Consider the following 14,856-nt stretch of genomic DNA (forward strand, 5'->3'; position numbering starts at 1 on the left):
GGTGGTCCGTCAATATCAGTGCTGCGCGTTTCGTCTTTCCCGCCATGATCACCTCCGTCATTAGGTGAATAAGTATCATGGCTATTTTAGACTAATCTGTAAATCTATTAATGGAACGATCTACTAGTAATATTCGGCAAAATATTTTCGGTCGATTCGATAACAACAACTTTTTGTTTAAATCGATATTGCATACTTTCTTTCATATTCTGCCGCAGATAAAGAGAACATGTTTCGAGCGTTCCTTCCAGACAGCCATCATAAGTATGCTCCATCCATAAGCGCGAAACCCAAACAGCGCGACCAGCGGGGAAAATATAACTACCGTCTTGAATTTTAACGTCAACATCATTCATTATTTTCTCCTATGTGTTTAATCAACTTTATAGAACCATAACCACAAGTAGACACCTAGTTTGCACTACCCCGATAAAAAAGGGATTAAAAGCCGCTTAATTGATAATCAGCTTAGTGCAAAATGACCAGTAAGCAATAAAGCTACGAATCATAATCTTGCCCATCGCATAAATCTGTCAACTGATCAGGTCGGAGAGAATTGTTAGAATACAGAAGGTTATCAGCGGATGAAAATTATCTTAAGGCCAAAAGATGAAAGTAATTTTAAATCAGATGTAGTTGGCCAGATATACCTAATTACTATAAGGAAGTAGCCGTCATTCCGGCATGGATTGCCGGAATCCTCGTAATCAGGCTGGTTTTTTCTATATTCAGACCTTAGCTAAGGTTTCCTAATACGGCTTTTAGATTGCCTGACTTTCGTCTTCCCGGACGCTGGCTGAGGCACTGAACGGCTGCGGGCTTGTTGGATTAATTCCCTGCAATCGCTGTCTTCACCAAGGCCCAGCTCGATGAACGGGATAATAGCAGCCAATGGGGTAAGAACGGCCCCCAATACTGCGGCGCTTGCACCGCGGGCTGCGAGTTCCTTAGGATCTAGTCCGATATCCGGTTTTTTCAGGCGGCCGGTAACGGTAATAGGAGTTCGGGCGCTAAGAGGACTGAAGTCTTTCGGATGAGCTTCCACTTTAACATCAATCGTTTCCTCTTTTAAATTAATGCGCGCATTCCCGGCTATATTCGAATCGGTTGTGTCAAACACAAAAATATCCGAGGTCAATAAGCCGTTATCGACCTTGAAATCCCCGATTGCACAGCGGATATCGGTAGATTTGTCTTTGCCTAAAAGCAAGGGAGTAGCTCCAGCAACGTCAAGCCCCGCTCCTTTTATCACAAGCAAGCTGATTCTTCCGCCCGTCATCAGCAAAGTAATGCGGCCCTCGCTTGTTGCCAAAACATCGGCAAGGGAACGGCCGTTGCCCTTCACTTTTAGCCGTCCGCCAAAATGCCCTGCTGATAACGATTCAAATTGCGGATTATTGAAGAACTGTTTCAGACTCAACCGCTTGATCATCAGATCGGTTTGAATTAGCGGGACATTTTTCTGGCCGTTCAGTACCAGACTACCGCTGACCGTGCCATTTGCAATGCCGAAATTAAGCGGATCGAGACGCAACACCCCTTTCTGCAGGTTAAAGCCTATATCCAGATTATCAATCGGCCACTCCTGCGCGTTAATCCTATGGGCCTTTAGTCGTACCTCCATATCGGCGGCGCGCAGCCTGGTTAAATCGATCGGGACGTCAGGCAACAGGCGCGGGTTGGATTTCTCGCGTTCGGCCCGGGCCTTTTGTTCAGCGGACAAAGTCCCTTTCGAGGGTGTAGCGCCGATGAAACCGGAAAGATCATCCATGTCAAGAAGTTGTGAAACCAGATTGGCTTTAACAAAACCGCGTTCTCTTTTAACATCATAAGTTAAATCGCCAGATAAATCGCTGTCCCCGACCTGCCCTTTGAATTTTTGAAATTCCCAGACGTCATTGTGCTTTTGCAAACGGCCACTTAATTTATAGGGCGGCGTCGGCGGCAGAGGTATCTGCGTAAGATGGAACAGATCGGCAAGATTATTGCCCCGCAGATTAAGTTGCGCATTCATTCCCGCCATTTGCACCGGATCAGCAAACGTGCCTTTTATGAACATACTGGTGCTGCCCATTTTAATAACAAGGTCAAGCGGATAAGGAGCGGTATTATTACGCAGCATGGACAGCGATCCGCCCTTGGCCTGAAGACTAAATGGCTTATCTTGCAAGGTACCCTGACCGGACAGTCTATATCTGTCCTTTTGAGACTCCGCCTTGCCCTTAGCGGTATCAATATCAAGTGTAATGGCCAATTTTTTTGGATTATCCCGGTAGGCTAATTTTCCCTCCTCTATCGAAAGCGAGCCGATAATGGGAAAATTAAAACGGTCCTCGGGCAATACCGCCTTGCTAGCCATCGAGAGTAGCGGAAAATCCCAGTTTTTTTTATTCGCCGCGAATTTTTCCAATATAATTTTTGGCTTGATGAAATTAAGGCTGGGCAAATTCAGCTCTGCCAGCAGCAGCTTCCAAATTTTAATTTGGAAGTTAATCTCGTCAATCGCCAGCAAATTAGGGTCTTTACTTTCCGGTATATTCGCAATTCGCACTTTATGGAGAGATACTTCAGGGGTCGTCCAGTCCCAATCGACATTAATATCGCCATCAATCGCAAATTCGCGTCCGAGCAAAGCGCTAACTTTACTACCAGCTGTATGGCGCAGCCAATCGCCGGGCATAAAATAGACGACGGCAAAACCGATCAGACATAAAATCAGGAGAATTATACCAATCCAGCGCAGGATGACTTTAAAGCGGGTTGAAATTGAATTAGAACTAGACATCTCAAGAACTCCGGTAATTTCGAATAGCGAGTTCCATAATCCGGTCATGAGATTCGCTATCCGAAGTTGTTTATTAACCCGCGGTTTTTCGGAACCTTGAATTCAACCTTGTAAGGGTTTCAAAGCCTTGTCATGCGATTATCTGCAAGAATTAAATAGTTTTCAAGCAATAAGAAAACCTGTCTTTGAGAATAAAGCCAATAACGCTGCCAAGTCTCACTCCGTCCCATCCGCGGTATGGAAAGCAATAAAGCTTTGCCTGCTCCCTGCGCTCGTCAGGCCGAAATCCAAAATTGGCAAGGCAAGTTGATCAATCAATGGTGTAATTTAACCGTGAAGTTTAAACAGCGATTTGAAATTTCGGCTTGATAAGTCGGCAATTTCATTGAATGTGGTGCCGCGCAGCTCCGCTATATGTTCTGCGACATAGCGCACGTAAATTGGATAATTGGGTTTCCCACGGAACGGTACCGGCGCCAGATAAGGAGAGTCGGTTTCTATCAGAAAACGATCAGCCGGCACTTTCTTCGCTACTTCCTTGATTTCTTTGGCGCTATTGAAAGTCACAATGCCCGAAAAGGAAATATAAAAATTCAAATCCAGCGCTCTTTGGGCAAATTCCCAGTCTTCGGTAAAGCAGTGAATAATACCGCCTGTTTCGCCGGCGCTCTCTTCTTCCAGAATGCGTAGCGTGTCCTGTTTGGCTTCACGGGTGTGTATGATTAACGGTTTTTTTAATAGCTTTGCAGCGTTAATATGATTTCTGAAACGTTGCCGCTGCCAGTCAAGATCGCCCTCACTGCGAAAATAATCCAGGCCTGTCTCCCCTATTCCTATTACCTTGTCCTGATTCCCTAAAGCGGCAAGTTCATCAACACTCGGGTCTTTCCCATCCTGGGTATTGGGATGCACGCCGACGGTAACGGATATTTGCGGATATCCTGCCACCAAATCCAGCATGGCCGGATACGATTCCAGATCAATAGCGATACAGAGCATGTGATCAATCTGGCTGTTTTCCGCCGCCTGCATGAAGCGGGCAAAATCATTTTGATACGGGGCCAGATCAATACGATCCAGGTGACAATGGGAGTCAATCAGCATGTGCAGCGAAATTACATGGTATGGGTTGAACGGTCGGAAGCTAAGGCTCCGGCTAAATAGGTTTCAATTTTATTGCGCGCAGCGCCACCGTCCTGATCGCTGAATTGGACGCCGATGCCGCTTGTCCTGTAGCCTTCCGAACCCGGCGGCGTTTTCCAGATTATTTTACCGGCAATGGGCAATCGTTCGGTTTCTTCCATTAAATTAAGTAACATAAACACTTCCTGGCCCATTTCATATTGCCGGTTGGTTGGAATAAACAAACCGCCATTAATAACAAAAGGCATGTAGGCTGCATATAATGCATTTTTATCTTTGATGGAAAGTGACAATATACCTTGCCGGGGCGCTGCCGATTCTGCCATGGTATTTATCTGCTCAGGTTAAGTTCAGACCATTGAATTAGAATTTCTTCAAACATTAATTGTTTGTTTATTTGCGTACCCAGCCGTTGTCGGCTGTTGAGTAATAAATCGTACAATTTATAAATCCCTTTTAATTCTAGTTGCTGCGACAACTCTTGCAAAGGGTTGTTCAAGTCCGGATTATATAAATTTTCAGTAGTAACTTGATAAAAGCACCTGATTAAATCGATAATCCACGAGGTAATCCAGAATATCAATGGCGCTTCAGGCAGTTTATACCATTCTTCAGCAATAATGACGGGATGGTTTTGCTGTTTTGCTATGGCTATCCAGGCATTAAAACATTTATTACGCACTTTTAGCGTTTCATCATGCGCATATTCCAGCATTAATAAGGGAGCACTTTGCGCCAGACCGGACAGTACAGAAATATTTTCAGACGACAGCTTTGTATTATGTAATTTAAACCAGGCAGAGAGAGTTTCTTTATCGGGAGTGTCGACAGCCAGTTTCTGGCACCGGCTCACTAACGTCGCTGGCAGTTTTGCCGGCTTATCAGTAATTAACACAATGAGAGTGCGTTCGGTCGGCTCTTCAAGATACTTTAGAAAAGCATTGGCCGCAGCATTATTCATTTGCTCGGCAGGATTTATGACAACAATACGATAAGCTTCAAACTGGGGTTTCAAGGTTAATTTAGCGACTAGGCTGCGAATCTGCCCGACAGTAATGGCTTTACCGGCTTCTTCAGGGCTTAAACAGATATAATCAGGATGTGTCTCAGCATTAAGTAATTTACACCTGTCACAGTGACCGCAGCTGAAGCCGTCAGGCCGGGGGCTTGCACAAAGCAGTGAAAAAGCAAACTGCCTGGCAAGATGCTGCTTGCCCAGACCTTTTTTACCAGTTATAAGCAACGCCTGGGGAATACGCTGCTGCAAAATATAATGGCAAAGATGTTGCCAGTTTTGTTGCTGCCAGGGCAATAGCTGATCACGCAATATCATGTTAATAACGGCTGAATGACGTTAGCAATTGCATTTTGAACTTCCGTTAACGATTGATTCGCTTTGATAAGTTTAATGCGCTCCGGATAGCGTTCCGCCTGCCTTAAATAGGCTTGCCTGACCCTTTCAAAAAAGCTGATTTTTTCTGATTCGAAACGATCAACTTTACCTTCCCTTTTTTTTGCCCGCGCCATGCCTGCTTCAACAGGCATATCCAGTAAAATAGTTAAATCTGGTCTTAACGGGCCTTGTACAAGATCTTCCAGCCACTCAATAGTGCCCATATCCATATTCCGCCCGCCGCCTTGATAAGCGTAGGTTGCATCAGTAAAACGATCGCATAGCACCCAGTTTCCCTGGGACAGCGCAGGTTCAATAACATTTCCAATATGCTGCGCCCTGGCTGCAAACATCAGCAATAATTCGGCTTGCTCCGAGATACTCTCGCTTTCAGCATCGAGTAATAGATCGCGTATTTTTTCGGCAAGCTTGGTTCCCCCGGGTTCACGCGTTACCATGACAGGAATATTATGGTAATGTAAATACTCTTGAATAAAAGGCATGTTGGTGGTTTTGCCAACCCCTTCTCCGCCTTCCAGAGTTATAAATTTGCCTCTGTCCTCTCTCCTTCGAAAACTGCCCGTCTGGGTAAAAAAAGTCATTTTTTCTTCCGTTGATACCTATTGACAGCCTGGTTGTGATCTTTTAATGTGGATGAAAATACATGAGTGCCATCACCCCGGGCCACAAAATAAAGACTTTTGCTTTTATCCGGATGCAAGGCGGCATAAATTGCATCACGTCCGGGCATGGCGATAGGGGTTGGCGGCAAACCCCTTATAACATAGGTATTATAAGGTGTAGCCGTTTTTATATCTGCGAAACCTATATCGCCCTGATAGTTTTCACCCATCCCGTAAATCACCGCAGGATCGGTTTGGAGCAGCATGTCATTTTCCAGTCTGCGAATAAAAACCCCTGCTATTAAAGGCCTCTCGGCAACTGTAGCGGTTTCTTTCTCAATAATGGAAGCCAGAGTCAAGGCTTCATAAGGAGTTTTGAAGGGCAAATTTTCAGCTCTGTTAAGCCATTCCCGTTGCAGAACCGACTGCATTCTGTCATAGGCTCTTTTTAATAGAGACATATCCGGCATGTGTTTTTCGAAAAAATAGGTATCGGGAAAAAACAAGCCTTCGGGCGATTTTGTGTCAGCCCCCAGCCTGGACATTACTTCCTGAAAATCAACAGTTTTGCTTGAGCTGTCAGGCTCCGGAACAGCTTTAAAGCTAAGGGTATGTTCAAGATGAGGATTGCTTGCCACTTCCTGCATAATTTCACTAAAGCGCCAGCCTTCCAGGAAAGTAATCGCGTACTGTTTGGTTTTACCCTGCTCAAATAGAGCTAGTATTTCCGGTATCGTTAAACCGGGCGTTAACTCATATTCCCCTGTTTTGAGTTTTTTCGCGACTTTTTTCTGAAAAGCAATTACCTTAAACCAGAACGGTTTGAAAGTAAGATTTTGCTCAACCAGTTTATCGGCAATCCGGGTTAAAGAGTCACCTTTCCCGATTTCTATATAAACTGGTTGCGTGCCGGTTAGCGCCGGAAGAGTTAAAGCATTTTGGTAGTCCATCCATGTCCACCCGCCGAGGAAACTTAATATTATCAGTATAAAGCCGATGATCTTATTGATCACATCCGCAGCGCCTCATTTTTAAAGTTATCCAGCCATCGCTGTATATGCCTGGTTATCGGTCCCACCTGATAGGATGTATTTGCGATTTGATTAACCGGCCATATGCCAATAATGGAATTACTGAGGAATACTTCGTCGGCGGACAGCAAAACATCTTTGCTAAAAGAGCATTCCATTGCCGGAAGATGATGCTCGGAAGATAAGGTCATAATAATACTGCGCATGATGCCGGCTACACCTGATTGAACGAGTGATGAGGTATAAAGACTACCCTTTTTAATATAGAAAAGATTAGTCATTGTACCTTCTATAACATGATCATTCATATCCATCATTATGCCTTCCTGAACTGCCGGATTATTCCATTCAGCCCTTGCCAATACCTGTTCAAGCCGGTTCAAGTGTTTAAGGCCTGCAAGCGCAGGATTTAAACCCAGGCGGGTAGCGCAGAAACGGGCAGTAACGCCCTGCTCTTTATAGGCAGCGGGATAATCAGGAAAAGCATGCAGGCTTAATACGCGGTTAGGCAGAATTATATCCGGCTGACGATAACCTCGTCCGCCTGAGCCGCGGGTAATGATAAGCTTGAGAACAGCAGTAGTTGAATGTTTACAAAGCTCTTTAGTTTCAGTAATAAGGAGCTCGTTATTTGGGAAAGGGATATAAAGCCGGTTGCAGCCTGCCTTTAACCGGTCTAAATGCCGATCCAGAAATATCGGCTGTCCGTTATTCACTTCTATCGTTTCAAATAGTCCATCGCCATATTGAAATCCGCGATCAACTACTTCGATATGCTCTTTGTATTCCCCATTGATCAGGATCATCAGCAAAAAGCATTAGCTATTTAGAAATACGCTTTAATAAACTAATCGAAGCGCTTAAAGATTAGCGTGCCGTTAGTGCCGCCAAAACCGAATGAATTGGACATAGCGACATCGATTTTCATATTTCTGGCGCTATTCGGCACATAATCCAGATCACATTCAGGATCCTGATTGTCCAGGTTAAGGGTGGGTGGAGCAATCTGATTCTTGATGCTTAGTACACTCAATACAGTTTCAATACCCCCTGCAGCACCGAGTAAATGCCCAATCATAGATTTTGTCGAACTTATTGCGACTTTATAGGCATGCGCACCCAATGCTGCTTTCATGGCATGGGTTTCACCGATATCGCCGGCCGGGGTTGAGGTGCCATGGGCATTAATATAATCGATATCATCCTTGTTTAAGCCGGCGTCCCTCAAGGCATTTTTCATACAGCGTGCGGCGCCTTCTCCGCCCGCCGAAGGCGTAGTGATATGAAAGGCATCGCCACTCATGCCATAGCCAACCACTTCTGCATAAATTTTTGCACCGCGCTTTTTTGCATGCGCCAATTCTTCAAGAACAACAACACCCGAGCCATCACCCAATACAAATCCATCGCGGTCTTTATCCCAGGGCCGGCTGGCAGCTTGAGGATCATCATTTCGACGGGATAAAGCTTTTGCGGCGATAAATCCTCCCATTGCAGTCGGTGAGGTCGTGCAGCGTTCTGCGCCTCCGGCAATCATCACCTCGGCATCGCCGTATTTAATTAACCGCGCGGCATCGCCAATGTTATGCGTGCCCGTGGCACAAGCGGTAACAATAGCGAAGTTAGGACCTTTTAATCCATATTTGATGGAAAGATTACCGGAAATCATATTAATAATATTACCGGGAACGAAGAAGGGTGATATGCGGCGTGGACCGCTTTTTTCATAGGTCGCATAACAGTCTTCAATTCCAGTAATGCCGCCAATCCCAGACCCGATAGCAACGCCGATACGTTCTGCATTGGCCTCGGTTACTTCAAGTCCCGAATCTTCAATAGCCTGGCAGCCCGCAGCGATACCATAATGGATAAAACCATCCATACGTTTGGCGTCCTTTTCTTCAATATATCGGGTAATATCAAAATTTCTGACGACTCCGCCAAATTTAGTGGCGAAAGCAGCAGTATCAAAAGAATCAATCAGGCTTATGCCGCTTTTGCCATTAATTATACCGTCCCAGGTTTCCGGGACTGTGTTAGCTAAGGGCGTAACTGCGCCTAATCCAGTTATTACAACCCGACGTTTGGTCACTGTAGTATACCGTACTGTAAGAAAAGTGAAGGAGGGACAAAGAGGGAGTGCTACCAAGAGGCAGGAATAGAATACTGCCCCTTAGTAGCAGTAGTTCATGCGTTTTTTTCTACGTAATCTATAGCTTGTTGAACGGTTGTTATTTTTTCAGCTTCATCGTCTGGAATTTCGCATTCGAATTCTTCTTCAAGAGCCATGACGAGTTCAACTGTATCGAGAGAATCAGCACCAAGGTCGTCTACAAATGAGGCATCAGTAGCGATATCTTCTTTAACACCCAATTGCTCTGCAACAATTTTTTTTACTCGTTCTTCAACATTACTCATAATTATCATCCTCAAACAATGTAGGTTGAGCAGGGTCTAATCTGCTACCTACAATAGTATTGTTATTAGTTTTTACTAGAAATCCCGTCTCCGGCAATTCCAGACGGCGGGGGAATTATACTTTATATTGCAATAATGTCACACTATTAAGGCATAAACAGGCCGCCGTTTACATGGATGGTTTCACCGGTAATATAAGCCGCACCTTCAGAAGCCAGAAACGAGACAGTATGGGCAATTTCCCTGACGTCCCCAAGGCGAGACAGGGGAATAGACGCCAATAGCGCATTTTTAAAATCCTCACCCAGCGCTTTGGTCATATCGGTAGCAATAAAGCCGGGCGCCACTGTATTGACGGTGATATTTCGCGAACCCACTTCTTTAGCTATGGATTTGGCAAAGCCGATCATGCCGGCTTTGGCTGCGGCATAATTTGCCTGCCCTGCATTACCGGTCGCCCCTACTACCGATGAAATATTAATGATGCGCCCTGCCCTGGCTTTAATCATGCCCCGCAGCACTGCCTTGCTCATGCGAAAAACAGACGTTAAATTAGTAGTAATAATGTCGTTCCATTCCTCATCTTTCATACGCATCAATAAATTATCGCGAGTAATACCTGCGTTATTGACCAGTACAGCCGGCGTCCCAAAATCGTCATTAACAGCTTTAACAACTTCTGCAATAGACTCAGGATCAGCTACATCAAGCTTTATACCTTTGCCATTCTCAGTCAGATAAGCGGAAATTGAATCAGCGCCATTATCGGATGTTGCTGTGCCTACAACAAAAAAACCATCTTCGGCCAGTCTTTCTGCGATCGCTTTGCCTATGCCGCGACTGGCTCCTGTAACCAAAGCTATTTGTTTAGTCATCTAGCTGCTCCAATACTTTATTTAGTGTTTCCGGGTTATATATGGCCCCATGCTCAGCGTTCTTGACAATGCGTTTGTTTAACCCGACTAATACCTTGCCGGGACCACACTCAACAAAATGCGTAACATCTTGATTATGCATAAATCTGATAGTGTCAGACCAACGAACAGGTTTATATAACTGTGCTTTGAGTGCCTTACGAATAACTTCCGGGGCAGTATGGGCAGCGACATCTACATTATGAATCAATGTCATTTTCGGCATATTGATAACTGTATTTTGCAGGTATTCATTGAGCTTTTCCGCAGCCGTGGCCATTAATGCGCAATGTGAAGGAACACTCACCGGTAATTTTACTGCGCGTTTAGCTCCAGCCTTTTTAGCCGCTATCATCGCCCTTTCCACAGCGGCAACGTTTCCGGCAATAACAACCTGGCCTGGCGCATTAAAATTGACGGCAGAAACCACTTCCTTTTCTGCCGCATCAGCACAAACCCTGACAACCTGCTGATCTTCAAGACCCAAAATTGCCGCCATTGCACCCATTCCTGCCGGCACCGCTTCCTGCATCAGGCGTCCTCTTTCTGCAACCAGCTTTATGCCATCTTCAAAAGACAGAGCGTCTGAGCAAACCAGTGCTGTGTATTCCCCGAGGCTGTGACCGGCCATCCAGCCCGGCCGTGTTTTACTGTGCTTGCACCAGACTTCCCAAATTGCAAAGCCGGCAGCCAGCATAGCCGGCTGGGTATTATGCGTTTGATTGAGTTCATCATCAGGGCCTTCGGTAACGATAGACCATAAATTCTTGCCCAGTGCATCGGAAGCCCGCTCAAACACATGTTTTACTTCAGGGTATGCGGCGCCGAATTCGGATAACATGCCTACGGATTGAGAACCCTGACCTGGAAAAACAAAAGCTAACTTATAATTTTGCCTGATCATATTTAATTATCTGGATTTAATATTTAATTAATGCAGAACCCCAGGTAAATCCCGCTCCAAATGCTTCAAGTAATATAACTTGCTCACGCTGAATGCGTCCGTCACGAACTGCCTCATTAAAGGCAAGAAGCACTGAAGCAGACGACGTATTGCCCTGATTCTCAAGCGTTACAACAACCTGATCCATAGACATTTTTAATTTTTTAGCCGTTGCTTCAATAATCCGTATGTTCGCCTGATGCGGAATCAGCCAGTCAACTTCAGATTTATCCATATTATTCGCCGCCAGGGTTTCCTCGACAATGCGCCCTAACGTATTGACGGCAATTTTAAATACTTCGTGGCCGCGCATGTATATGTAGCCTGCTTCCTGTTTGTTAGCTACGGCGGCTTGCGGATTGGGGCAGTAAAGAAGAGACTCATATTCTCCATCGGAATGAATATGCGTTGACAATATGCCCCTTTCATCAGAAGCACCGAGTAATATGGCTCCGGCTCCATCTCCAAATAAGATACAGGTGCCGCGATCGGTCCAGTCAACAACGCGCGAACAGATTTCGGAGCCGACAACCAGGATTTTATTAGCGGCGCCTGATTTAATATATTGATCGGCAATACTTAAGGCAAAGATTGAACCTGAGCAGGCTGCCTGCACATCAAATGCCACACAGCGCTTAATGCCCAGGCGCTGCTGAAGCAGGCAGCCGGTGCTGGGATAAATACGATCGGGAGTTCCTGTTGCTACGATAATCAAATCAATTTCTTCAGGATCACAAGCGCTGGCTTCCAGTGCCTGTCTTGCAGCAATTTCAGCCATACTTGAAGCCGTTTCCTCCGGCCCGGCAATCCGGCGGCTTTTAATGCCTGTCCTTTCATAAATCCAGTTATCCGAGGTATCAACCATTCGTGATATCTGTTCATTCGTGCGAACTTCCTCTGGCAGATAGCCGCCAGTGCCCATCACTCTGGAATAACGGCTCATGCTGTTTCCCTCATGGCCAAGGTTTTTTCAACCTGTTCGCTTATTTTTCTGATGACATCCTTTTTAATCTCAATTTCGGCAAGATGTACTGCCGTTCTAAAAGCCAGTATATCGGCGCCGCCATGACTTTTAATCACGAGTCCCCGCAGCCCTAAAAAACTGGCGCCGTTATATAAGCGAGGATCTATGCGCTTCCTAAAGGATTTAAGAACAGGATAAACAATCAATCCCGCCAGCTTGGTCAAGCTATTTTTGCTAAAAGCATCTTTTAATGCAGTCCCGATCATTTTTGCTGCACCTTCAATTGATTTAAGTGCAACATTGCCTACAAAACCGTCCACAACGATCAGATCGACTTTAATATTGCCTGCATTTAAAGAATCCCCTTCCACATAGCCTATATAATTTAAAGCCGAATTTTCCAGTAATTTCGCCGCCGCTTTAACCTGCTCATTCCCTTTGACATCTTCTTCGCCAATGTTTAACAGGCCCACCCTTGGATTTTCTATATTTTCAACGGCTTTAACGAGCTCCGCTCCCATGACCGCAAATTGAAAAAGATGCTCAGCGGTACAATCAACATTAGCCCCTAAATCCAGCGCGTGGGTATGACCATAAATAGTGGGCAATGTGGAAATAATGGCCGGACGATCAATACCTGGAATCATTTTCAACACGAAGCGCGCAGTAGCCATTAATGCTCCGGTATTGCCGGCGCTAACGCACGCATCCGCATAGCCATCATGAACCAGATTAATGGCAATTCGCATTGATGAATCTTTTTTATTTTTCAGTGCCTTAGCAGGGGATTCATCCATTGCTACACATTGCGATGCGTGCTTGATAGTGAGTCTCTCCCTGTATTCATCCCGGTTTTGAGCTAAATGTTGTGCAATAACTGCTTCATCACCCACTAAAATCAGTTTTAAGTCCGGATTGTTTTTTAAACGATCCAGTGATGCCGGAATGGTAACTTCAGGACCGTAATCCCCGCCCATTGCATCAATCGAAATTGTTAGACTCACGCTTGCGGATGACCCTGGAGTTATTGAAAGAAGCCGAACCAGATTTGATTCGGCACAGCATTATTAAAAAAAATGGAAGGTTTAAAAGGATTACACTTCTTCCTGGTCAGGAATTACTATTTGACGGCCTTTAAAAAAACCGTCCGGGGTAACATGATGACGTAAATGAGTTTCACCTGTCATGGCATCCTGTGATAATGCCCGACCTGTCAAAGAATCGTGTGAACGACGTTGACCACGTCTTGAGCGTGATACTTTGCTTTTTTGTACTGCCATTACAAGTCTCCGGAAGTTTTAAGTTTGGCTAAGATGGAAAAAGGGCTTTTTATGGTTGACTGGCCGCCAACCAATGATGAATCTGATTTGTTATTGTCTGAGTACGGGATAAAACAATTATGCTCATGCTTGGGAAAGGCAGGCAAAATGAGCAGCAACTCGTCTTCAATAAGAGTTTTTAAAGAAATGTTTTCTTGCTCAACTAACAAAGGCTCATAATCGTCTGGCAATCGATTTGCCTCATCTATCGAGCTAACAATACCGAGCTTTACGACACTGTCAACAGACAATTCCAGAGCTTGCAGACAATTTTGGCATTCGAGCGACAGAATTGTCTTTATCTGTCCCTCAATTTTGGCCAACCTCCCTTCGCGCCCAAAAAAAAGCTCAATATCAACACAGCCTTCATCATTTGATAATCCCTCTTTCAAACGATCCAGACTATTTAATGATATTTGACCTTTTAAACTGCCGCGCTTGTCAGCCAACTGTAAAGGATCAATATATTCAGGCAATCGATTCAACATAATCTGACATGATATAGGGAAATGCTAAATGCGTCAAATTCTCCAAATCACTGAAAGCCCTGTATGGAGGCTTTAAATAGCTGCCGAAGTTAACACCCAACCAATAGCAACAAAGATGCCGCAGGGAATTTTAAACTTACTTACAGAAGGGCTTTACGGGCGTACACTAAAATAGTGTGGCCGAAGGCAAACGATAAATGCAGCCGGACAAATGTATAGCAAACTAAAAAATAATAAACTACTTTATCCCTGTTTATAGAATTTATTGGTTATATAGAGTCAAAACCTGTTTCACATAATTACGTGTCTCAGGGAAGGGAGGAATGGAATTATTGTATCTGATCACAGCATTTTCACCGGCATTATAAGCTGCAACAGCCAGATCCAGATTTGAATTAAATAATTTCAGTAAATCTTTCAGATAACGTGTGCCGCCGTTAATATTCTGATCCGGGTCATTCCGGTCCATAACACCGTAGCGTTTTGCCGTATCGGGCATTAACTGCATTAAACCCACTGCTCCGGCAGATGAAATTGCAGTAGCATTGTAAGCCGATTCCGCCTGTATAACTGCATGCAGTAGTCTGATATCAACCTGATGCCGGGACGCTGCCTGAGCAATAAGTTCTGCAAATTTCTTTTTATTAGCGCTCAAAAAAGGCCGGCTTTGGGAATAGTGACGTATTTTGGACTGAATTATTCGCTTATATAAGCCATGCTTGGGTTCATCGGTATAATATACGCGTCCATCAGTATCGATAAATTTATAGATATCGGCAAGCGTCTCATTTGAAACGAGTAAGGTTAAAAAAACTACTGTAATTCTTATCATTTT

17 protein-coding genes are annotated in these 14,856 nt (G+C 44.7%); all 17 read right to left on the bottom strand.

The window, feature by feature from the left end:
• Positions 1-107: 107 nt before the first annotated feature.
• Positions 108-356 (bottom strand): hypothetical protein, encoded by a 249-nt coding sequence (locus tag HUX64_RS04680; RefSeq protein ID WP_174625080.1) that lies wholly within the window; start codon positions 354-356, stop codon positions 108-110.
• A 383-nt stretch (positions 357-739) separates the two neighbouring features.
• A complete protein-coding gene (locus HUX64_RS04685; RefSeq protein WP_174625081.1) occupies positions 740-2,785 on the bottom strand; it encodes an AsmA family protein in 2,046 nt (681 codons plus the stop codon).
• A gap of 327 nt (positions 2,786-3,112) precedes the next feature.
• On the bottom strand, positions 3,113-3,889 hold the full coding sequence (locus HUX64_RS04690) for a TatD family hydrolase (protein WP_174625082.1): 777 nt from the start codon (positions 3,887-3,889) through the stop codon (positions 3,113-3,115).
• 11 nt (positions 3,890-3,900) lie between these two features.
• Positions 3,901-4,254: a PilZ domain-containing protein gene (locus tag HUX64_RS04695; protein WP_174625083.1), complete on the bottom strand. Its 354-nt coding sequence runs from the start codon at positions 4,252-4,254 to the stop codon at positions 3,901-3,903.
• A gap of 5 nt (positions 4,255-4,259) precedes the next feature.
• Positions 4,260-5,261 carry a DNA polymerase III subunit delta' gene (locus HUX64_RS04700; RefSeq protein ID WP_174625084.1) on the bottom strand — a complete coding sequence of 334 codons (1,002 nt, stop codon included), beginning with the start codon at positions 5,259-5,261 and terminating at the stop codon, positions 4,260-4,262.
• A complete protein-coding gene (gene tmk / locus HUX64_RS04705) occupies positions 5,258-5,923 on the bottom strand; it encodes a dTMP kinase (protein WP_174625085.1) in 666 nt (221 codons plus the stop codon). Before tmk ends, HUX64_RS04700 begins: the two co-directional genes overlap by 4 nt.
• Entirely contained in the window at positions 5,920-6,957 is a 1,038-nt protein-coding gene (gene mltG / locus HUX64_RS04710) for an endolytic transglycosylase MltG (RefSeq protein ID WP_174625086.1), read from the bottom strand. The genes tmk and mltG overlap by 4 nt, the downstream gene beginning before the upstream one ends.
• Positions 6,954-7,781 carry an aminodeoxychorismate lyase gene (gene pabC / locus HUX64_RS04715; RefSeq protein WP_174625087.1) on the bottom strand — a complete coding sequence of 276 codons (828 nt, stop codon included), beginning with the start codon at positions 7,779-7,781 and terminating at the stop codon, positions 6,954-6,956. The genes mltG and pabC overlap by 4 nt, the downstream gene beginning before the upstream one ends.
• Positions 7,782-7,822: 41 nt before the next feature.
• Entirely contained in the window at positions 7,823-9,067 is a 1,245-nt protein-coding gene (fabF, locus tag HUX64_RS04720) for a beta-ketoacyl-ACP synthase II (RefSeq protein WP_174625088.1), read from the bottom strand.
• A gap of 95 nt (positions 9,068-9,162) precedes the next feature.
• Positions 9,163-9,393: an acyl carrier protein gene (gene acpP, locus HUX64_RS04725; protein WP_174625089.1), complete on the bottom strand. Its 231-nt coding sequence runs from the start codon at positions 9,391-9,393 to the stop codon at positions 9,163-9,165.
• Positions 9,394-9,539: 146 nt separating this feature from the next.
• Positions 9,540-10,268, bottom strand: a complete 729-nt coding sequence (fabG, locus tag HUX64_RS04730) for a 3-oxoacyl-ACP reductase FabG (protein ID WP_174625090.1) — start codon at positions 10,266-10,268, stop codon at positions 9,540-9,542.
• The gene (fabD, locus tag HUX64_RS04735; protein ID WP_174625091.1) at positions 10,261-11,211 is read right to left on the bottom strand and encodes an ACP S-malonyltransferase; all 951 of its coding nucleotides are present in this window, start codon (positions 11,209-11,211) and stop codon (positions 10,261-10,263) included. Before fabD ends, fabG begins: the two co-directional genes overlap by 8 nt.
• A 16-nt stretch (positions 11,212-11,227) precedes the next feature.
• Positions 11,228-12,193, bottom strand: coding sequence for a beta-ketoacyl-ACP synthase III (locus tag HUX64_RS04740; RefSeq protein WP_174625092.1), 966 nt, complete (start codon positions 12,191-12,193; stop codon positions 11,228-11,230).
• On the bottom strand, positions 12,190-13,218 hold the full coding sequence (plsX, locus tag HUX64_RS04745) for a phosphate acyltransferase PlsX (RefSeq protein ID WP_174625093.1): 1,029 nt from the start codon (positions 13,216-13,218) through the stop codon (positions 12,190-12,192). The genes HUX64_RS04740 and plsX overlap by 4 nt, the downstream gene beginning before the upstream one ends.
• Positions 13,219-13,308: 90 nt before the next feature.
• A complete protein-coding gene (gene rpmF / locus HUX64_RS04750) occupies positions 13,309-13,494 on the bottom strand; it encodes a 50S ribosomal protein L32 (RefSeq protein WP_174625094.1) in 186 nt (61 codons plus the stop codon).
• Positions 13,494-14,009, bottom strand: a complete 516-nt coding sequence (locus tag HUX64_RS04755; RefSeq protein WP_246246898.1) for a YceD family protein — start codon at positions 14,007-14,009, stop codon at positions 13,494-13,496. Before HUX64_RS04755 ends, rpmF begins: the two co-directional genes overlap by 1 nt.
• Before the next feature lie 274 nt (positions 14,010-14,283).
• The gene (locus HUX64_RS04760) at positions 14,284-14,853 is read right to left on the bottom strand and encodes a transglycosylase SLT domain-containing protein (RefSeq protein ID WP_174625096.1); all 570 of its coding nucleotides are present in this window, start codon (positions 14,851-14,853) and stop codon (positions 14,284-14,286) included.
• Positions 14,854-14,856: the final 3 nt, after the last annotated feature.

Origin of the sequence: Candidatus Methylobacter favarea (assembly GCF_902806695.1) — a bacterium.
GTDB classification, from domain to species: Bacteria; Pseudomonadota; Gammaproteobacteria; order Methylococcales; family Methylomonadaceae; genus Methylobacter_B; species Methylobacter_B favarea.

What these genes read in the sequence shown, in the direction of transcription:
- acpP (WP_174625089.1), bottom strand. Translation starts at nt 9,393, where the DNA reads ATGAGTAATGTTGAAGAACGAGTAAAAAAAATTGTTGCAGAGCAATTG.
- pabC (WP_174625087.1), bottom strand. Translation starts at nt 7,781, where the DNA reads ATGATCCTGATCAATGGGGAATACAAAGAGCATATCGAAGTAGTTGAT.
- HUX64_RS04760 (WP_174625096.1), bottom strand. Translation starts at nt 14,853, where the DNA reads ATGATAAGAATTACAGTAGTTTTTTTAACCTTACTCGTTTCAAATGAG.
- HUX64_RS04690 (WP_174625082.1), bottom strand. Translation starts at nt 3,889, where the DNA reads ATGCTGATTGACTCCCATTGTCACCTGGATCGTATTGATCTGGCCCCG.
- rpmF (WP_174625094.1), bottom strand. Translation starts at nt 13,494, where the DNA reads ATGGCAGTACAAAAAAGCAAAGTATCACGCTCAAGACGTGGTCAACGT.
- tmk (WP_174625085.1), bottom strand. Translation starts at nt 5,923, where the DNA reads ATGACTTTTTTTACCCAGACGGGCAGTTTTCGAAGGAGAGAGGACAGA.
- HUX64_RS04680 (WP_174625080.1), bottom strand. Translation starts at nt 356, where the DNA reads ATGAATGATGTTGACGTTAAAATTCAAGACGGTAGTTATATTTTCCCC.
- HUX64_RS04700 (WP_174625084.1), bottom strand. Translation starts at nt 5,261, where the DNA reads ATGATATTGCGTGATCAGCTATTGCCCTGGCAGCAACAAAACTGGCAA.
- fabG (WP_174625090.1), bottom strand. Translation starts at nt 10,268, where the DNA reads ATGACTAAACAAATAGCTTTGGTTACAGGAGCCAGTCGCGGCATAGGC.
- HUX64_RS04695 (WP_174625083.1), bottom strand. Translation starts at nt 4,254, where the DNA reads ATGGCAGAATCGGCAGCGCCCCGGCAAGGTATATTGTCACTTTCCATC.
- HUX64_RS04685 (WP_174625081.1), bottom strand. Translation starts at nt 2,785, where the DNA reads ATGTCTAGTTCTAATTCAATTTCAACCCGCTTTAAAGTCATCCTGCGC.
- HUX64_RS04740 (WP_174625092.1), bottom strand. Translation starts at nt 12,193, where the DNA reads ATGAGCCGTTATTCCAGAGTGATGGGCACTGGCGGCTATCTGCCAGAG.
- fabD (WP_174625091.1), bottom strand. Translation starts at nt 11,211, where the DNA reads ATGATCAGGCAAAATTATAAGTTAGCTTTTGTTTTTCCAGGTCAGGGT.